General features: G+C 44.5%; 13 protein-coding genes and 1 other RNA gene. 4 read left to right on the top strand and 10 right to left on the bottom strand.

Translation table 11 applies throughout. The annotated features are described in order from the left end of the window. Positions 1-30: 30 nt before the first annotated feature. The 7 genes from B5X68_RS29345 to B5X68_RS00725 form a co-directional block, all read right to left on the bottom strand. A complete protein-coding gene (locus tag B5X68_RS29345) occupies positions 31-162 on the bottom strand; it encodes a hypothetical protein (protein WP_255712325.1) in 132 nt (43 codons plus the stop codon). 114 nt (positions 163-276) lie between these two features. Continuing rightward, on the bottom strand, positions 277-1,461 hold the full coding sequence (locus tag B5X68_RS00695) for a hypothetical protein (protein WP_082212761.1): 1,185 nt from the start codon (positions 1,459-1,461) through the stop codon (positions 277-279). A 169-nt stretch (positions 1,462-1,630) separates the two neighbouring features. Continuing rightward, on the bottom strand, positions 1,631-2,104 hold the full coding sequence (locus B5X68_RS29390) for a helix-turn-helix transcriptional regulator (protein ID WP_082212762.1): 474 nt from the start codon (positions 2,102-2,104) through the stop codon (positions 1,631-1,633). Between the two features lie 550 nt (positions 2,105-2,654). After that, on the bottom strand, positions 2,655-3,707 hold the full coding sequence (locus B5X68_RS00710) for a DUF932 domain-containing protein (RefSeq protein WP_082212764.1): 1,053 nt from the start codon (positions 3,705-3,707) through the stop codon (positions 2,655-2,657). 312 nt (positions 3,708-4,019) lie between these two features. Continuing rightward, positions 4,020-5,234, bottom strand: a complete 1,215-nt coding sequence (locus B5X68_RS00715; RefSeq protein ID WP_082212765.1) for a site-specific integrase — start codon at positions 5,232-5,234, stop codon at positions 4,020-4,022. 247 nt (positions 5,235-5,481) lie between these two features. Beyond that, positions 5,482-5,853: a transfer-messenger RNA gene (gene ssrA / locus B5X68_RS00720) on the bottom strand. Positions 5,854-6,088: 235 nt separating this feature from the next. Beyond that, positions 6,089-8,398 (bottom strand): TonB-dependent receptor, encoded by a 2,310-nt coding sequence (locus B5X68_RS00725; protein WP_082212766.1) that lies wholly within the window; start codon positions 8,396-8,398, stop codon positions 6,089-6,091. A gap of 159 nt (positions 8,399-8,557) precedes the next feature. Between B5X68_RS00725 and B5X68_RS00730 the strand changes: the two genes are divergently transcribed. Next, complete coding sequence (locus B5X68_RS00730; RefSeq protein WP_082212767.1) at positions 8,558-8,992, top strand: PepSY-like domain-containing protein; 435 nt, start codon at positions 8,558-8,560, stop codon at positions 8,990-8,992. Between the two features lie 75 nt (positions 8,993-9,067). Here B5X68_RS00730 and B5X68_RS00735 read toward each other — a convergent pair whose 3' ends face one another. Further along, positions 9,068-10,831, bottom strand: a complete 1,764-nt coding sequence (locus B5X68_RS00735; RefSeq protein ID WP_082212768.1) for a RagB/SusD family nutrient uptake outer membrane protein — start codon at positions 10,829-10,831, stop codon at positions 9,068-9,070. A gap of 34 nt (positions 10,832-10,865) precedes the next feature. Continuing rightward, positions 10,866-14,102, bottom strand: coding sequence for a SusC/RagA family TonB-linked outer membrane protein (locus B5X68_RS00740; protein ID WP_082212769.1), 3,237 nt, complete (start codon positions 14,100-14,102; stop codon positions 10,866-10,868). Positions 14,103-14,480: 378 nt separating this feature from the next. On the opposite strand from B5X68_RS00740, the gene hemF reads away from it, so the two are divergent. Further along, positions 14,481-15,398 (top strand): oxygen-dependent coproporphyrinogen oxidase, encoded by a 918-nt coding sequence (hemF, locus tag B5X68_RS00745; protein WP_082212770.1) that lies wholly within the window; start codon positions 14,481-14,483, stop codon positions 15,396-15,398. On the opposite strand, the gene B5X68_RS00750 is transcribed toward hemF, so the two are convergent. Beyond that, entirely contained in the window at positions 15,369-16,451 is a 1,083-nt protein-coding gene (locus B5X68_RS00750; RefSeq protein WP_082212771.1) for an o-succinylbenzoate synthase, read from the bottom strand. The two genes, hemF and B5X68_RS00750, sit on opposite strands and share 30 nt — an antisense overlap. A gap of 67 nt (positions 16,452-16,518) precedes the next feature. On the opposite strand from B5X68_RS00750, the gene lpxK reads away from it, so the two are divergent. Both lpxK and B5X68_RS00760 read left to right on the top strand, forming a co-directional pair. Further along, complete coding sequence (gene lpxK / locus B5X68_RS00755) at positions 16,519-17,571, top strand: tetraacyldisaccharide 4'-kinase (RefSeq protein WP_082213923.1); 1,053 nt, start codon at positions 16,519-16,521, stop codon at positions 17,569-17,571. Between the two features lie 8 nt (positions 17,572-17,579). Further along, positions 17,580-19,595, top strand: a complete 2,016-nt coding sequence (locus tag B5X68_RS00760) for a putative porin (RefSeq protein WP_082212772.1) — start codon at positions 17,580-17,582, stop codon at positions 19,593-19,595. The last annotated feature ends 15 nt before the right edge of the window (positions 19,596-19,610 follow it).

Below are 19,610 nucleotides of genomic sequence, written 5' to 3' on the forward strand. Positions count from 1 at the left end.
ACTTGCGATATTCGCCAAGCTGTAAAAAAGCTAGTCGCCTTTTTTATGCTTGTGCGGTTTTAAGGAAGGCGTATTGCCTGGGGATTCCTTATTGTCCCGTTGCCGCTTGTCTGGCTCGTCGGTCGACTTGGCAACTTTTTTAGGTCCTGTTTTGATTCCCATTTCGATGATTGCGTTGTGTTATAAATAGATAGGATAAAAAAGCTATGCCATCAATTGCGCCCTTACTCGGATTACCTGAGCTTTGCGATCAGCCACAACGAATCACAATCAACTTTACAGATCCTTGATTTGCTCGGTTAACTTGGTCATTATCTCTATCAGTAAGATCTTATCTCGTTCCTCAACCGAATAGCTTTTCACCCGGAGGCTACTATGGGAAATGTTGGTGCGATGTGGCGTAGATAAATATGGGGCCACTGAATGAAAGATTGCCGATAATGAACGCGCTGATATAATGTTCGACAGATCGGCAGCTTTGAAAAACAGCGAGAGTTGATCTACGGTAAGATTGCACAAGATCTTATCGGAAGTCTTTCTTTCATATTTCTTTCCGGATTTTTGCGGCCGCTCGCCAGGTTCACTTAATGCAATGCTGATTCTTTTCGATTGGAAAGCGATCTCCTGAATGAACCAGGCATTTATGGTAAGGCTCAAATCATCAAACTCTTTATTAAAAATCATATCCTTCATGACCGGAATTTGATTGAATATTTTTTGCAGAAAGGTAAGGTCTTGTGCCGCTAGATCTGGATCGGTAGAATCGGCGATTATCTTAGAAAATTTCGAAGTTAAATATTTCACGAACATTGGAGAATTGAAATTGCGCTCTATCATGATCAGTTCCAATCGATCCAATGTTTCTGTCACCTGTAAGGAGCCATCAGCGTAGGTAACAGCATGACTAACACTTACCCAATAATCAAGCTTCCGCATCGTGATATCACCATCTCGATGATCAACGAAGATATCACTGAATGCTTTAATCACGAGCTCGGATAGTCCAGGATTACATTTCATGACATCACTGTTTCCAAGGCTCTGTAGGTCATGTGCTCCTTGATCAAAATCGATCATGCCCAAAGATAGATCCGGATCGACCAGATTCTTGTAACGGAATGCTATAAACGCAGAGACTTTGCGAAGACAGGAAAGTACGCTTTCTAGTGCAACGCGACAATTGTCCGCGCTGGTAGGGATCTGATTCAGATTTTTGACAGCAACTTTCATCAAACTTACTGCCGCAGAAAGATAGTGGTTAATTGAATTTCTGATCTGCTTGGTTTTCGGTTCTTGAAAAACGAACTGTTTAAACATTTGGATAAGCCGCTTCTCTTCCTTCGCGGCTTTATCAACAATTTCCATGGATTGACAATCGTCGAAATTTTCTGGTTCTGTTCTTTCCGGATCTAGCTCGTTAACCATCTGGTCTAGCCAGTCCAAGGCATACTCTTGTCCCATACCATATAAGTTAAATGCACATCACATAGAAGTGAATGTCTGGGACAAAACTCAGTGATTTAGGAGAGTAAGTAAATACGAGAAAACAACTATTTGAATGCTGAAGACCTACGCAAAAAGACGCAAATCATCTACGCATAAACACGTATTTTGTGATTTGGTGCGCAAATTAGCCACTTTCCCAAATGTTCAACCGGTTGAGTAGCTCAACCCGATTTGATACGCCAAGTTTCTCAAAAATATTTTGAACATGCTTGCTCACAGTCCGCTCGGAGATGAAAAGTTCATCGGCAATGACCCTGTAAGTCTTACCAACCTTTATCAATCGCACAATTTCTTTCTCCCTTGTGGTGAGCCCTACTGTATTCAAGTTAATCTCGAAACGCTGTGAAGGAGAAATTTCGCTGGACTGCAACTGCTTTACCATTTGATCGATCAAATCAAGTTTCGATAATGAGATTTCCCCGTCTCCGCCTGCCAGCTTACTCAGCCGATCATATTCTTCCCGACTTTCCTGAATGGACCGTCTAATGAACAAAACAGTAATCACTATAAAACCTATGTTTGTTAATAGTGCCTCTGGTACCTGGTGAATCCGAAAGAATGCGAAGAACGGAAGCGATGCCCAAGGAATTACAGCCATGTACTATTTGAAGGAGCTTGAGATGCTTGGCTACATCAAATACGTGCCTTCATACCATCCTAGACAAGGAAGTAAGATCTGGCTAGTTGAATGAAATTCCGTGCAGGCCTGTATCAGATCTTGATCATTCTGCCAGCAATCTTCAAATTTGCCTAAATTATTCATTAATAAATATTAAGGCTATGATTCTAGCATTTGGCATCACGTCGGTGACGATCTATGGAGCGGTTTTGATTATTGTTGGCGTGGGACTGCGATTCTTTGTGGGGCAACGCAGGTTTAGCCGAAGAGGCATTGGAGGGACACAACAATATAGTAGCTACTGGTCGGCAGTCATAACGTCGACTATGGAAGGTCTGCTGATGATTATCTCAGCGTTGGCAATAGTATCAGGGATATTTTTAACCATTATTGAACTTTTCAACAGTCGACAGTAAACTAAACTACTGTTATCTTAAACAGTTAACCGCCGCGGATGTGGAGCTGATTTAAGCTTCGCATCCGCGGCGGTCCGCTTTGATGATAAAAGAAGGGAGACAAGCTCCCCCAACTAATTTAGACTAAAAGCTGCTGACCCAACACGTGCAAACTCAGCACAAATGTTGAAGGCAGCTTGTGTACGAAGCTGTGCAGTGCCGCCGAGCATTATCGATTTTAATTTTGCTTCGTCATCTTGAAACTTTCTGACATTCTGAAAATAGCCGGTAACAGCATTGTATGCACCGAACACCGTGCCCATCGTTGTCGGTAATTGCTGTGTTGGATTAGCAAGGGCATATTCATAAACATCCTCGACAATGTTTATAAATTGGGTCGAGAGAGCATGTACTTTTCCATCTTTCAAATTTCCCAACACTTCTTTATTAGGTGCCATAGCAATCTCGATCAGCTTTTTTAGTTGTGGATCTGTGATTGGCTTCTTTGACCATTGGTTAAATGTTGATCCAATTTCGTCACTAAACCGGCTCGCTACCCCCATCACTTTATGTGCTGTTCTTAACCTTTCAGCAGCGTTGCTGGTGTGCCGGATCTTCACAACGTTGGTCATATTTTTCATAGCTGCATTTAATGTGTTGGCGCAGACAATGCGGACAGGTGTAAATGCAGCCGTAATACTTCCGCTCCCATCATGGGAAGTAGTGAGGAATAAATATTTTTCAATTAGGTCATCATTCCCGACCTCAATGTATCCCGGCAGTTTAGCCGTAATGAAAATTCGCTCACCTTTGCCCAACGCTCCGGCTGTTTCATACCTGATGCCATCGCTACCAAGAATGCTATCGAAAAAAGTGAATGCGTCGCGGTTTTGTACGATTTGATAATCTTTTCCAACCACTCCAAAAACAGCGTTAGTGTCTGTCCGCATGGTCGCAAAGAAGCCGGGGACTGAAATTGCAGGCATAATTTGTCCTTCATTTTTAAGGTGCCCTTCGGTAAAAAGCTTGGTTTTTTCAACTTGGTAATCTAATCCAGCATGGACGATTGCCTCTTGGCTGGTTGGGTACTGATCGACAATTTGTCCGAGCCCGTGCCAGGCTTTTTCTCTGACAGAAAAAAAGCTATAACTGTCGATTTTTTCATTGAAACTAATGTTGTGAGCCATGATTTTACATATTAGAAGTTAGAAATAATTCTCTTTCTTCTTCTTCTCGCTCCCTTTAAAATGAATGTTTGACAAAGAAAAAACGAGAAAAAAGAAAGCCCTTCTAACAGTGGCCCTCAATAAGCCAAAAGGAAACGGAATAAGTGCCGCGGGGGCTGGTGGCTCAAGCTTGAAGTATATCAAACAATAAAAAAGCCGCCATTATGCCGTAAGCTTTTGGCGGCTTTTAATAATCTGCGGAACATAGGGCCACTAGTTTAGCTGCGCTTTTCCGAGTTTGGTTGTCAAATAATAATCTTTATAATTAGAATGCTAAGAATATAGATTTTCTATTTTCTTCATATCCTCTCCTATTTTCTTGTCGACAATTTTAGCGTAAAGTTGAGTTGTCCTGATGTTTCGATGCCCCAACATCTTGGAAACGCTCTCGATAGGAACACCATTTGTCAATGTCACTGTGGTTGCGAATGTATGCCTTGCTAAGTGAAAAGTGATGTTTTTGTTTATCTGACACACGTCCGCAATCTCTTTTAAATAAGAGTTCATTTTTTGATTTGAAAGTACCGGTAAAAGCTGACCCTTCACAGAACATTGCGGATGATTTTCGTACTTCTGTAATATTTTGCGAGCCGCTGGTAATATTGGCACCCGTGATGCTGTGTCTGTTTTCTGTCTTTTAATAGTTACCCAAAGCTCAGTTCCATGCCCTTCAATAACCTCCGAACGTTGCAGCTTGAAGACGTCAACATATGACAAGCCTGTGAAGCAGCAAAATAGAAAAATGTCTCTTACTTGATCTAATCTCGCACTATCAAAACCTTTCTTCATAATTTTCTCGAGTTCGCTCTCTGACAATGCAGACCGATCCACTTCACGTTTGGCAAATTTGAATCCGTAGAAGGGATCTCTACTTAGCCAGCCTTTTTTTACACAGCTTAATACAATCTTCTTGAAGTTTGCAAGGTATTTCATCGTAGCATTGTGCCCGCATCTTCGTTGGCTTTTAAGCCAAAACTCATACTGTGCAATGAAGTCGTAATCCAGGCTTTGAATGCTTAAATCACTCAAATTGTATTTCCATTTTATGAAATTTCGAGTATGTTCCAGTGAGGTTTTATATCTAACCAAAGTCACCTTTGAGTATTCGGAACCTACCAAACAAGCCATATCACGATTATGCTTCTCAAAAATTTCCAGGATCATTTTCTTTTGCTCATCATCATTAACTAACTTATTTTTAAACAATTCTGCGGTTATAGTAATTTCCGATGCAATAAGTTTTCTATGAAGCTCATAAACTTTGGATTGGAGCACATCCAAATATGAATTTGTACTTCTTACCTCTTCCTTATTGCCCGATACCCTTCCGGCAGACGAATTCCACTTTGCAGGTTCGCATTCTCGCTTTGTAGCGATTTCCACACGTTTTCCATCTACCGTAACTCGCATGTAGATTGGGAGTTTCCCTTTTAAGTAATTGCTGCGTTTTTTCAAATAGAAGAGCAGCGTGAAGCTTTTTGTTAGCATAACTTAGCAATTTAAGATTGATAAAAATAAAATTGCAGCTATTTAAAATCAAGATGTACATGCGGTGAACATCTTATTAATCAATATGTTAAGCTAATTCTGGTGAGCACTTTTCAGTGTAAAAATTTGCTCACCGAAACGCTCACCACATAATTGAGAATTATTGAACGTTTTGAGCTAGCATTAACAAAGAAAAAGCCCACAAATCATTGATTTGCAGGCTTTTGATACTTTTTGTAATTGGTACTAGTGGAGATGCAGGGAGTCGAACCCTGGTCCAGAACAGGGAAACCCTGCGCCTTCTACATGCTTATCCTCGATTAGGTTGTCGGGCCAGACAAGGTTCGCGGCGGACCCGCGTCATGACCTTAGATACTGGTGTCTCGTTGAATTTCCGTATCACTATTTCAACCAGCGCTGATTTGCGACACCCCCGAGCCCAACCATCAGCACGTAGGTTGGAGGGATGATGGCATTAGCTAAATCCTCCGGATTAGGCTGCCATGGCGTAAGTAGATTCGCCAGTTATTGTTTGAGACCATTATTTACGGGAGGTAATCTCAACTCCCGACATGCTTACACACAGACTTCCAACCCGCTGTCAATTCCAGTCACCCCCATTATTAAGTTGGCATTCGGACTTCACAATAGCAGCTAAACGCTGCCAGGTTAAAGTTTCATTGCATAGAAAGTTACACTTTTTAAATCCAAAAAGTTCAGCAGATATTTTAACAGGCATCAAAAATTCAAGTAACAATTCCTAAAACACTGAACAACAACCCACTGCAACCACAAATTATTTAACCCAAATCCTTCACACATTCATTCACACATTCAACCATCAACTCATTATTTCAAAACTCCCACCGATAACTCAGAACCGGAATCAGACCAAGCTGATATTGTGTTACAACTGCATCCTTTCGCTTGTCAAAATAACGATATGCCTCATTTTTTGTCCCGGAAACATTCTGCAGGTCGATCGCCAAAGTTCTGCTGAATTTTGCTTTGCTTTTTTTCCAGTAAATCCGGAGATCGGGCCGGAAATAGTCTTTCATTTTGACAGAGTAATGACTTTGCGCCTCGTAAAGCGTGGTTTTTAGCGTTTCGGAATATTTCACATCAATGGGCTTATCCCGAAATCCGCCCAGCCATAGTACTTTCACATTAACACCCCACAAATTTTCACTGCCCGACTTGAATTCTTTCCCACCTGTAAAGCTGAATGTATGCCTTCCATTAAAGCGCGCTTCATGCCTTTCACCGAACAAATCGACGTAAGTGGCATCATACAGTGAAGCGGAAACCAGCATATAATAGTCATTGGTCAGGAGTTTTTGAAAACTTGCCTCGACACCATAATTCCTGGCAGTTCCGCTGTTTTTCAAAAATTCATAAGGAACCTCCTCAACCAAATTGACCCCCGAGTAATTATCTCGCAACCCCTGTCCTATCAGCACGTCAAACAAATGCTGATAGTAGGCCTCTATTTTCAGGCTGCTGTTTTTTGGAAGTGATTTTTGATACCCCAAAACAATTTGTTGTGAACGTGTCGGAGAAAGGTTTCTGTTATTGTAATAATCTGTATCATAAATATGTGTGGCATACAAACCGGCCGTTTGCATTTGACTGTAAAGGCCAAAAGATGCATTGAGCTGATCCGTCTCATTAAACTGCCATTTGACCGCAGCGCGCGGCTCCGGCAATGCACTTAATTTATCGGTTCTTTCCACCTGGCTGAGCATTGCGTGAAGTCCAACTTCCGCTGAAATTCTGGGTGCAATCTGGAATGACCATTTCACAAATGGCTGAATAACCAGGCTTTTCAGGTCAGTATTCGCGGACCAGACATCTGTCTTATAGTGATTCAATGTTACAAAAAGTCCTCCCTGAAATCTGAATCGCGGGTTGTAGCGATAAGTTAATGTCGTGTTCAGCGAAACTTTACCGTTAATAAGTTGCTGATCATCCAGAAGCTCGTTTTTTTCAAAATTCCTGCTGTTGACGGCATATGCGACCCTGGAACTATATAATGTCGAGCCTACCAGTGCTGCGCGGAACGACAATTTGTTGCCGAGCGGTTGCTCGAATGTTAATCCACTGGCGAACATTCTGTTTTTGTATAAAATACTTTGTCCATCCTTCGCAAACTCCCAGGTTGTGGTATCCTTCTCAGGCTCGAAAGTGTTGCTGCTCACTCCGCCCATTCCAAAAACTGTAAGCTTCCCCCCTTTGACCGTCGGGAAATTGAGATTGAATGACAAATCCTGAAACCGAATATCTTCTCCGCCAAACTTGACACCCATGGCTCCGAGCAAACCGGTAAATGAATAGCGATAATTGATGAGATAGGATGCCTTTGATTTTTTGGAAAATGGCCCTTCCGCCGCAAAATCGAGCCCTAGCAAGCTGGCTTGTGCGGTAAATTCTGTTTTCTCATCGTTCCCGGTTCGCAAATGCATATCCAGGATCCCGCCGTTCACGTTGCCGTACTGTGCCGGAAAGGCTCCCGATAAAAACTGGGACGTCCCCAAAAGTTGGGTGCTTAAAATGTTTACACCGCCGCCTGTTGACGTCGGGCGATCGCTGAAAGTGCCTGCATTGGACAAGTGGTTAGGGTTCACGATCTCAACACCTTCCAGTCTCCATTGCATACTATTGGGCGAATTTCCCCTGATTACCAGTCCGTTTGCTTGATCATTAGCGGCAGCAACTCCCGGAAAAGACGTAGCCACCCGTGCGGGATCCATGTAAGTGGCTGCGTACCTGAATGTTTGCTCTATTGTAATTTCCTGAATGCTGTTATACGAAACCGGCCGGGTCGCAGTCACGGTTGTCTCGTTCAATTGCTTTCCGGACGGGAGCAGTCTTATCTGCTGCACATTTTCCTTTCCTGACTCCAAAAGCAATTCCGAAATCAGAGCGGTTGTGTAACCCAGGTAAGAAACGTTCAACTGGTAACGGCCCACATTAATGTTCTCAAACCTGAATGCGCCTTGGGAGTCTGTGATCGCACCTGTTTGGGTGGGAGAAAGTAAAACCGTAGCGCCTGGTAATGGCATGCCAGTATCGGCATCTTTAATTGTCCCGCGAATGGTGGAAGTGAAACTTTGGGCGAGCCCTGGTGTGGCAAAAACAAGCAGGCAGAGTAAAATTCTGAGCATTTGAGAACGAGTAAAGTAATGTCCACAAAAATAGTGTCTTCCTGTTTACTAACTGTCCTGCTCAAAAAAATTCAAAAAACATGCAAACTGCGTAGGGGGATCTTGTTTTTGAGTTGTCAAAAGGCGAAGTAATGTTTCAATTTAACCAATTATAAAATAATGAAAGCGCTCTCAATTTACTTCTTACTGATCCTTTTGGCCGTGTCGGGCTGTGATAATGAGAAAGTTGTAGACGAAACCAACTTGCCGCCACAAGCCTCCGAGTTCATTGAAGCTCATTTTCCGAATGCCCGCATTGCCCGTGTCGTGCGCGACCGCGACGACCTGCTTACCAGTTTTGACGTGATCCTCGACAATCAGGTTGAGCTGGAATTTGATAAGCAGGGAGAATGTTTCAGTGTGGATGGCAATGCAAATGACAAATTACCAGACAGCGTGATCCCACTGAAAATCCTGGAATATGTTCAGAAAAACCATTCTGATAAATTCATTACCGACTGGGAGAAAAATAAAACAACGCAGGAAGTAAGTTTGTCGGATAATAAAGAGCTTGTCTTCAATTTGAGCGGCACATTCCTTCGAATTGACGATTAATTCATATTATTTGGTGGGTGTAATAACAAAACGAGGGCGACCAATTGGCCGCCCTCGTTTGTTATTTTAAGCAGATCAATAACCTGGGTTCTGCGTCAATGTAGGCTTGCCATCCAGCTGGCTGTTCAGGATCTCATCCTGTGGAAGTGGATAGTAATTGTTTTTCTCAGTAAAGGTCTTTCCGGCCATGTAGCCTCTTTTGCTAAATGTGCGACCAGATGGTTCCTTGCCCGGAACGGCTTCTTCGGCAGCATATTTGTTAAGCACTTTGGCTGCAATGCCCCAGCGAACCAGGTCAAAGAAACGGTGGCCTTCCATCGCAAATTCAAGTCTCTGCTCCATGCGGACAGCATTTCTTGCATATTCAGCTCCCTTGCTTGCGAATGTTCCTGCCGGATATGGCTCCACTTTGTAAGTTACCGAAGCATCCTGAACTGAACCTGTTTTGGCGCGCAGACGGATTTGGTTTACATAACCTTCTGCAACCGCCAGATTTCCAAGTTCAACTTCGCATTCTGCCAGCCATAACAACACGTGTGAAAGCTTGATCATACGGAAGTTGTTGTTTACGTTACGCTTGCTGGTTGAATGCGTTGTGCTGTTTTCCTCGGCCAGGTAATACATCCATTTTTTACCAGTAAACGGACCTGCATAAACCTGATCACGAATCCAGGCTGAGCCAGGCATAGGGCCCCAATCCAGGAAATTAACGCCACGACGGCCAACTGTCCAGTCAAGACGCGGATCTACGGGAACTGTTTTGTCCAGTGTAAATGCAGCTGAGCTTACTATTCCCTGATCATTTGGCAGATCCACTTTGTTATAAGTGTCAAGCGAACCATCGCCTGCTGCACCGATCATTGGTAAACCGTTTTCGGTCTTGAAAGCATTTACAAGGTTGTGTGAGGCCTGGTAAAAACCGCAGCAGCCACGTCCCGGAGCACCGGCAGAGTATGGCCAGTTCAGGTTGTCACCTGCGTTACCATTATTACCATTCGTTCCGTCGTTCACAGAGAACTGAACTTCGAAGATAGATTCGGTATTGTTGTTTCCGGTTGTTCTGTAATTGTCATGATAATTGGCAACCAGTTTTTTACCTGAATTTTTCACAACGTCATCCAGCAAAGTTTTTGCTGCGGCCCATTTCTTTTGGAATAATAATGATTTGGCCAGGAAGGATTTGGCAGCCCACTGTGTTGCTCTTCCTTTTTGCGCCTGGACCGTTGGCAAATTGTCTGCTGCAAATTTGAAATCTTCTTCAATTTTAGGCCAAATATCCGTTGTATTAGGAATTTTGGTAGAATTGGGATCAGCAGACACATATACCGTTTCATCGATATACGGAATGTTGTTCCACATTTTCTTAGCCTCAAAATGGAAGTAACCTCTTAAAAAACGCGCCTCTGCAACAACCTGATTGATCTCTGCCTCGGTCATATCCTTTATCAATTCCCCCCTTGCGATCTGGATCACTTCGTTACATCTTGCAACGCCGTCATACTGATGCCACCATTTGCCCAGGAAATAGGTGTTATCCGAAAGCCAGTTGTATTGTTCAATGAAAGACTGTTCAGGCTGGTCACCCGCATCTGTTCCTTTCACGGCATCGTCACTCGCAATCCCGCCAAACACATAGTTTGAAACCGTAGACTGGCGGCCTGTATTTCCGGACCCAACACCGTCAACAAGCGAATAAGCGCCTATTAGCAAGGCGTTTACGCCATTCTTGTTGCTTAATTGTTCCAGGGAAGCGCGCCCTTGTGGTTTTAGATCGAAAAAGCTGTCAGAGCAGGAAAAGCTCAGTCCAATTAAAACGATTAATATGGTTATTTTTTTCATTGTAATGATATGATATTTCGTGAATGTCAGAGGATTAGAAACCAAAACGTAAGCCTACCAGATAGGATTTAGATACAGGATAAGCACCTTCATCCACACCCATATGCTTGTCTTCGTTGTTGTTACCAGATCTTCTCAGGTTAATGTCCGGATCAAGTCCTGTGTATTTGGTGAATGTCAGCAGGTTCTGGCCTTGCAGATAAACCTGCGCCGAAGCGATTTTCACCCTTTTCAGCAATTTAACCGGCAAAGTGTAAGTCAACTGAACGTTTTTCACACGGAAATAAGAACCATCTTCCAGGAAGTAGGAAGAAACCTGCTGGCTTGTTGCATCACCTGAGTTCAGGCGCGGCAATTTGGCGTCATCACCTGATTTTTTCCAGGAATTGTATAGCATATCTTTCGACCTGTTACCCTGGAAAACATTGAAATCTGTCCAGTATCTCACATAATTGAAGATCTCATTGCCTTGAACTCCCTGACCGAACACAGTCAGGTCAAATGCTTTGTAACCCACATTCAGGTTCACACCGTAGTTGAAATCCGGGTGCGGGCTGCCAATGATGGTACGGTCAGCAGCAGTAATGATACCGTCACCGTTCACGTCGCGGAATTTGAAAGTTCCTTCACGTGTATATGAACCGAATTTTGGCGCGGCATCCGCTTCTGCCTGGTCTTTGATTACACCATCAACAAAATAGCCATAATAGCTCGCGATCGGATAACCTGCCTTGGAGGCCGACATAGCCGGAAGACGTGTTGTGAAACCGAAGATCGTTGCATTAGGGTCGTTGTTCAGCTTAATCACTTCATTTTTGTAGTGACCGAAGTTCACGCCTGCTGCATAGTAGAAATCTCCTTTTTTATCACGGAAATTAAGTCCGATGTCAAATCCTTTATTGCTTACTTCACCAATGTTCGTGTAAGGGATCGTTCCTGTTCCGGCTGTTCTTGGAATGGCAATCTGCGTCAACATATCCGTTGTTTTACGGTTGTATAAGTCAAGCACAAATTCCAGTTTACCGTTCAGCAACACGGCGTCGAGACCAATGTTGGTAGAAGTGTTGGTTTCCCATTTACCATTGTTGTTACCAAACTGCACAAGGTCAAATCCACCCACGATAGATGTTCCTGTTCCGTTGATATCATAAGCATTGTTTTGAGGGTCCGGCGCATACAGTGTGTAAGCATTGTAAACGTTCGGGATCAGCTGGTTACCTGTTTTACCCCAGCCAAAACGTAGTTTCAGATCATCCAAAACCTTTTTGGTTGGCTTCATGAATTCCAGCTCCGTCAACCTTAAACCCACAGAGAATGCAGGGAAAATACCGTAACGATTGGCTTCCGAGAAACGGGAAGAACCATCTCGGCGCAATGTAAAGTCAGCCAGCAACAGCTCTTTGAAACCGTAGTTGATTTTACCAAATTGCGAGAAAAGCGCAGTTCTTTCCGCACCTGCCCCTGCATTGGCCAAACCTGCCGCCGAACCTGCATCCAGGTAACGGTAGTCCAGGTCATCGAATGCAAAACCACTCCTGCTAGCCTGGAAGGCGGCAAAATAGGTTTTAACAGCTTCTGTTCCCAGCAAAATATTGAAGTTGTGTACACCAAAAGTTTTGGCATAATTCAATGTGTTGAACCACGTAATCGAACGGTCCAGGTTATTGATTACGTTCATGCTGTTGGCATTTCTGGATTCCGCTGCTTCAATGTCCCGGTGGAAATACTCCGAGCGGTTTGTCTGGTTGTATTCAAGACCAAAGCTTGTGCGCGCTACCAGTCCAGGCAAGATGTCCACTTGCGCAAACATGTTTCCGAACACGTGCGTACCTCTTGTAATGTTGTCTTTTTCGCGATAGAGACGTGCCAGCGGGTTTGGCGCATTACCCAGGTTACTACCGCGGCTTCCTGCAAATCCGTTGTAAGCAGAGGTGTTGGTTCCACCCAAAGCAGTCGGGCCGCCTGTAATGTCAAACACAGGAATGATCGGGTGAACACGGATCGCAAACATGATCGGGTTACCCTCATCATTATTGGTAATGCCTTGTCTTTCATCATAAGAGAATGTAAGGTTCTCTCCCACAGTGATCTTACCTTTTGTAAACTCGGTGTTGGCACGCACAGAATACCTTTTGTATTTGGTATATCTCAAAATACCGTCCTGCTTGAAATGGTTAGCAGAAATCGCATATTTTGCAGATTTTGAACCGCCACTCGCGCCGATCTGATAATTGGAAATCGGAGCGGGATCGAAGATCACGTCCTGCCAGTCAGTTCCTTCTTTGTTGGCTTTCGTAATATTGAAGGCAGTTTTACCAAGCGCCGGATCTGCAATGTCGTTGGTGTAAGTAGTGCCGGCAGGCAACTCACCATACACGTTTGGATAAATGTAATCCGCGATGGTTTGGTTGCCGTTTTCATCAAATTTGTACTGAACAGAGGGTGAAGTCGCAGAAGGATTTTTACCAGCGCCGAGATCAGACTGATACAAATACTGACCCAACTCCTGCGTATTCAACAAATCAAGCATTTTGCCTGGTCGCTGCGTGCCGGTGTAGAAGTCAAATGTAATGCTTGGATCGCCTTGCTTTCCTTTTTTGGTGGTAATGATCACAACCCCGTTTGCCGCACGCGCACCATAGATAGAAGCAGCAGAAGCATCTTTCAAAACCTGCATGGACTCTATGTCATTCGGGTTCAGCTGGTTAAGTGTTCCCTGCGTAGGCACACCGTCGATTACATACAGCGGGCTGTTGTTGTTGATAGACCCGAAACCACGGATACGGACCATTGTTCCTCCGCCCGGCGAGTTATCGTTTCCAACGGTCACACCTGCCGCACGCCCTTGCAGCATTTGTGTAACACTCGCAGAAGGCACAGCAGTCAGTTCTTTCGTATTAATTACCGTTACAGCACCGGTAATGTCCTTTTTGCGCTGTGCGGCATAACCCGTTACAACCACTTCCGTAAGTGATTTCACATCCGCGCTCATGGCAATGTCAACTGTGCTGCGGTTTCCGATTTCAACTTCCTGGGTAAAGTAACCGATGTAGGAGACAACAAGTGTTCCTGAGGAGGATGGAGTAGCAAGCGAGAAACGACCGTCTGCATCCGTAGTTGTTCCGGTTGTCGTTCCTTTTAACAGGACGCTTACCCCGGGTAAAGGCACATTTTCGGCTGCATCAGTAATGCGTCCGCTTAGCTGGTTTTGTGCCCAGACGTGCAGGACAGAGAAACACAGTAAGATAGTCAGGTAGAGATTTTTTTTCATTAACTGTTCGGGTTTGTTTAAAATATTAATAAAAAAAGAAGAATTTGTAACCTACTGTCACATAACAGGGCTGGGCTGAAAACGGGCGTCTGATGGAAAATAGGCTATTACTGGCAAATTATAGAAAAAATCATAGATATCAAGAAAATCGCATCGGATTTGACAACAATATCTTTCAAACGACGTTGTGAGCATTTTTTCGGTCATAAGTCACCATTTGTATACTTTTTTATAACGATTCAACTGTAAAATTTACTTAATCCAATTTTATAAGCATATACGCAAATTGCTTTGATGATTGACGTTGCCGGTTTCAAACATTCACACGAGGCGTTTTGAGATTTATCGTAATTTTGCCTGCTACGATAACGGTTAAGTATGAAGGTTGACGAGATAGAAGGATTTTTTAAAGAATTGCAGGACAACATTTGCCGCGCGATTGAGGAGACGGACGGGACAGGAAAATTCAAAGAAGATCTTTGGGAACACCATTCAGGAGGAGGCGGCAGGACGCGGCTGATCCAGCATGGAAGCGTGCTGGAAAAAGGCGGCGTTAATTTTTCCAAGGTGCAGGGAGAAGTACACCCGCGACTTCGCCAGCAAATGAACCTGGGTGAAAACGACGACTTTCATTTCACGGCGACCGGCGTTTCGATCGTGATGCATCCTTATAATCCGCACGTGCCCATTATCCATATGAATGTGCGCTATTTTGAGCTGAGCAACGGAACCTGCTGGTTTGGCGGAGGCATTGATTTAACTCCTCATTATATTAATGAAGCTGATGCAGCATTTTTTCACAATTACCTGAAACAATCCTGTGACAGGCACCACATTGATTTTTATCCTAAGTTTAAAACGTGGGCCGACGATTATTTTTTTATCCAGCACAGAAATGAAACCCGCGGCATAGGCGGCATCTTCTTTGATTATTTGAAACCGGATGATGCGGGAAACGGAAACAATTTGTCTAAGGAAGCGTTGTTTGCATTTGTGAAGGAAATCGGCGAGTCGTTTGCTCCGATATACACGGCATTGATGCAAAAGCACCGCGACGAACCCTATACGGAAGAGCAAAAACAATGGCAATTCCTGCGACGCGGCCGTTATGTAGAGTTCAATTTGGTTTGGGACCGTGGGACGAAGTTTGGGTTGGAAACCAATGGCCGCACGGAATCTATATTAATGAGCTTGCCGCCTCAGGCTAATTGGGAATATAATTTCGAGCCGGTAGCTGGCTCGCCGGAAGCCAAAACCTTGGAAGCATTAAAAAAAGGGCTGAATTGGGCTTCCTGATTTGTCGTAGATCAGATAACCGTTTTCGACACTCAGCGGCGATTCGAAATTGTTGGTATAAAGCTGGCCGGTTCCCAAACCCTGTGGAAGCGGGTTATTGTAAGATGCCGTGAACTGGGCAATTGCGCTGAGGCCAATGTTGGATTCCAAAGCAGAAGTGATCCACCAGCCAATGTTGAGCCGGTTCGCGATTTCGATCCATTCTGCCGTATGCCGGAAACCACCCAGTAATGTGGGTTTTAAAATAATAAAAGGAGGCATCAGCTTTTTGAGCATGGCGAATTTTTCACGGTAATCGAAAATGCCGATCAGCTCTTCATCCAGGGCAACGGGAATCGGCGATGAAACGCACAACTCCTGCATGAGCTGATGTTGTCCCGGCTTCACAGGCTGCTCAATCGAATGCAGGTCAAATTCCGCCAGCCTTTTCAGCTTATCGTCCACATTATCCGCTTCGAATGCGCCGTTGGCATCCACTCTTAATGTAATGTTCTCTTTGTCAAAACGCTTACGGATTGATTCCAGAATGCGGCATTCCTGGTCAAAATTGATCGCGCCGACTTTCATTTTTAATGTAGAAAAACCCTGCTCCAACTTGTCCTGCACTTGCTCTGACATATTTTCATAGGAGCCCATCCAGATCAGTCCATTCATTAGGATGCCGCTTTCACCTCTTGAAAAAGCATTTTTGAACTGAACCCTTTCGCCTCCGTTCATAATGTCCAGCAAAGCCATTTCAACACCAAACCGCACGGAAGGCAAATGCTGTGGGATAACCTGGTCGAGAATGATGCCAAGATTGAAAGGAAAAACGTCCAGATCCATATCATTGAAAAGATCACAGACTGCTGCCAATTGCGGTTCATAATCGGGCATATCGTCCACGCTCAAACCTGGCAGCGGGCCGCATTCGCCATAACCTTCCACGCCCGGCTTATCGGAATCGGTTATTTTGAGCAGCCACGAAGTCTTTTGTGTAAGGACCCCTCGGGAGGTGCGCGCTTCATTGCGAAAATGCAGCGTGTAGGGTTTATACACAATTTTTAGAGGCATGTTTTTGAGGTGTCAGATTTTTTCGGGGCACAATATTAGCCAAAAAATACGTAATTATGCACCAGTTATGAAAGAACATAATTGGATAAAAATCGCATTGACACCGTTTTCGTGGGTATATGGTTTGATTACCAACCTTCGCAATCTGGGTTATGATCACCAGTTATTCGCCTCAAAAAAAGCCTCCCAATTTGTCATTTCCATCGGCAACCTGACCGTCGGCGGAACGGGCAAAACGCCTGTTACTGAATATCTCACAAGTCTTTTCTCTGGCAATGCCCCCACAGCAATACTAAGCCGCGGATATGGACGGCAAACACGCGGTTTCATCGAAGCCGGTTCAGCTTCAACGCCTGCTGAGATCGGCGATGAGCCAATGCAGTATTTTCTGAAATTCAATCCGGATGTGCTGGTGGCTGTTTGTGAAAACCGCTTCGTAGGTGCTGAAAACATTGCGCTGAGTGCCCCGGAAAGAAAGCTGCTGCTGCTGGACGACGCCTTTCAGCACAGAGCCATTGCAAGGGATGTCAATTTATTGTTGAATGATTTTCAAAGGCCGTTCTATCAGGATCTTCCCTTCCCTGCCGGACGTTTGCGCGAAACCAGAAACGGCGCCAAACGAGCCGATGCCATCATTGTTACGAAAGCGCCACTCACGCTCGCAGGCCATTTGCGGGAAGACATTACCCGGGCCATTCGCCAGTTCAGCAAACCTGAAACACCCATTTTTTTTTCATCTCTTGAATATGGAGCCCCAAAAAGCTACGCGGGAGGTGACATTTCGTTAAAGAAAGTTAAAATGGCCGCCGGCATAGCAAATCCCTTGCCCTTCGCTGCATATCTGCGGGCACGGTTTGACGTTACAGATGAAGTTGTTTTTCGGGATCATCATAATTACACGCCCGCAGACGTGGAAGAACTGATTAAGAACTTAAAAAACGATACTTTTGTGGTAACAACCGAAAAGGATATGGTCAAGTTAAAACCTTTGGTTGAAGCGTCGGGCGCGGCAGGAAAGTTTGCCTATATTCCTGTTAAAGTGAGTTTCGGCAGTGATACCGGACGCTTCCATGAATGGATTTTCAAACAAACCGGTCACCTTTTTCAGGCAGAACGATAGTTTCCTCTATGAGAATTGCTTTTTATATAACACTGTGTTTTTTAGGCAGCTTCATTTTATTCACCCCGACCATACAGGCGCAGGTAAGGATGCCAGGCGGCATGCAGATGCCGGGTAACACGGGCAGCAGCGGGTCCCGTGGCCAGCAGGGCAACACAGGCACCACCGGCGGTTCGCAAACCGGAGGCGTGATCCTCGATGACAGTACGAAGAACATTTACGGCCCGGCCACAACCCACCATTATTTCGAAAACGACATCCTTAATAACCGGGATTCAACGCGTTACCGAGTGGATACCAACTTGACAAACTTCCATCGCTGGACGCCCGTGGACCGTTCGTGGGGAAAGCTTACGGATCTGGGCAACACAGTTACCGCGACCCGAAACCTGCTTTTTCAGCCACGTGAAGATATTGGAACACAACTAGGGTTCAGATCTTACGACGCCTATGCGATCAAACCAGAGGAAGTGCAATATATGGATACAAAATCGCAGCATACGGAACTGAATTTCATTTCCGGTGCGCGTAAGACATCCTTAGGAAGCTTTTCTTACACCCAGAATGTACATTCCCGTTTCAATTTTGGGCTGGGTTTTCGAAGGCTTACTTCCAATAAACAATATGGATTTGTCAACACATTAAATTCAGGAGCATTTCTCGGTCAAAACTGGACGCTGCTCATGCACACTAGTTTTTTTTCCAAAAACAAAAAATACCTGATCCTCGCACATTACAGACACATGAACACGAAAGTGCGCGAGCAGGGCGGCGTGATCCCGAATGTGGGAGAAGATGGCGTTGTGGACAAATATTCTTATGACGGCGCGGCCCGGATCAGCGACGATGCCAATTCGTGGGAACGGCGCCAGGGACTTCACATTTATCAGCAATATCGGCTTGCCAATGGTTTCCAGGTGTTCCAGCAAGCGGATTACTCCACTGTCATTGATCGTTACACCGATCTTGCAATTGCGCGTGGGCTGGAAAAAGAAGTATATCCGGCTGCAAAATACGATTCCGCAAAAACGCGGCAGGACATTTATTATAAGCTTTTTGATAACAAAATCGGGATCAAGGGCTTTTATTCGGGCTTTAATTATCGCGCCTACATTCGCCAGCGTTTTTACGGCATGCGTGCGGCCACGCAGTTGGGCAACGAGATCGGTGAAACTTACACGACTTACCGGACCGGTTTGAAATTTGACAACATTATCGGCGCCTGGCTGGGCTATTATTTAAAAGATTCTGTTAACTATCTAACCGCGGAAGCCGACCTTAACCTGGCTGCCAATGTAGAATACCGCCTGAAAGCAGAACTGAGCACGCGATGGGGAAAAGCTGGTTTCCAAAGCATTCAAACGGCTCCTGATCTGCTCGCTCAGCGTTATTTGAGTAATCATTTTGACTGGCGGAATAATTTCGACCCCACCAAAGTGCAGACCATTTATGCGTCATTGCCTTTGAAAACAAACAAAATATCATTCGTTCCCGAAATCCAGATCCATCAGGTCAATGACTATATTTATTATGATACGCTGGCGCTGCCCAAACAGCTGAACTCCGGTTTTCGATTGCTAAGGATTGGATTTAATTCGGGTATCAACCTCAAAAAATGGAATTTCACAACCATGGGCTTCCTGACATTGAATGATAACAGCGATGTAATCCGCATTCCGGCGTTGTTTGCCAGCGGAGAGGTTACCTATGATTTTGTGTATGCCAAAGTGCTTTTTATCCAGTTGGGTTTAGCGGCACGCTATCGCTCGGGTTACCTCGCAGACAGCTATATGCCTGTTACCCAGCAGTTCCACATCCAAAATGATTACCGCTTAGGTGATAATCTTATCGTGGATGGTTTTGCCAATGTGCGGATCAAACGGGTAAGGCTGTTTTTCAAAATGCAATATTTAAACCAGGGCGGAAACTTCGGGCTTTTTCCAAAAGGCTATTATATCGCTCCCAATTATCTCGGGCTTGCAAGATCATTTTCTTTCGGCGTCAACTGGCCCTTATTTGACTAATCATTCTTGAACATT

It is taken from the genome of Dyadobacter psychrophilus (genome assembly GCF_900167945.1).
Lineage (GTDB): Bacteria > Bacteroidota > Bacteroidia > Cytophagales > Spirosomataceae > Dyadobacter > Dyadobacter psychrophilus.

Coding starts and splice junctions, on each gene's coding strand:
- B5X68_RS29345 (WP_255712325.1), bottom strand. CDS start 162: ATGGGAATCAAAACAGGACCTAAAAAAGTTGCCAAGTCGACCGACGAG.
- B5X68_RS00695 (WP_082212761.1), bottom strand. CDS start 1,461: ATGGGACAAGAGTATGCCTTGGACTGGCTAGACCAGATGGTTAACGAG.
- B5X68_RS29390 (WP_082212762.1), bottom strand. CDS start 2,104: ATGGCTGTAATTCCTTGGGCATCGCTTCCGTTCTTCGCATTCTTTCGG.
- B5X68_RS00710 (WP_082212764.1), bottom strand. CDS start 3,707: ATGGCTCACAACATTAGTTTCAATGAAAAAATCGACAGTTATAGCTTT.
- B5X68_RS00715 (WP_082212765.1), bottom strand. CDS start 5,234: ATGCTAACAAAAAGCTTCACGCTGCTCTTCTATTTGAAAAAACGCAGC.
- B5X68_RS00725 (WP_082212766.1), bottom strand. CDS start 8,398: ATGCTCAGAATTTTACTCTGCCTGCTTGTTTTTGCCACACCAGGGCTC.
- B5X68_RS00730 (WP_082212767.1), top strand. CDS start 8,558: ATGAAAGCGCTCTCAATTTACTTCTTACTGATCCTTTTGGCCGTGTCG.
- B5X68_RS00735 (WP_082212768.1), bottom strand. CDS start 10,831: ATGAAAAAAATAACCATATTAATCGTTTTAATTGGACTGAGCTTTTCC.
- B5X68_RS00740 (WP_082212769.1), bottom strand. CDS start 14,102: ATGAAAAAAAATCTCTACCTGACTATCTTACTGTGTTTCTCTGTCCTG.
- hemF (WP_082212770.1), top strand. CDS start 14,481: ATGAAGGTTGACGAGATAGAAGGATTTTTTAAAGAATTGCAGGACAAC.
- B5X68_RS00750 (WP_082212771.1), bottom strand. CDS start 16,451: ATGCCTCTAAAAATTGTGTATAAACCCTACACGCTGCATTTTCGCAAT.
- lpxK (WP_082213923.1), top strand. CDS start 16,519: ATGAAAGAACATAATTGGATAAAAATCGCATTGACACCGTTTTCGTGG.
- B5X68_RS00760 (WP_082212772.1), top strand. CDS start 17,580: ATGAGAATTGCTTTTTATATAACACTGTGTTTTTTAGGCAGCTTCATT.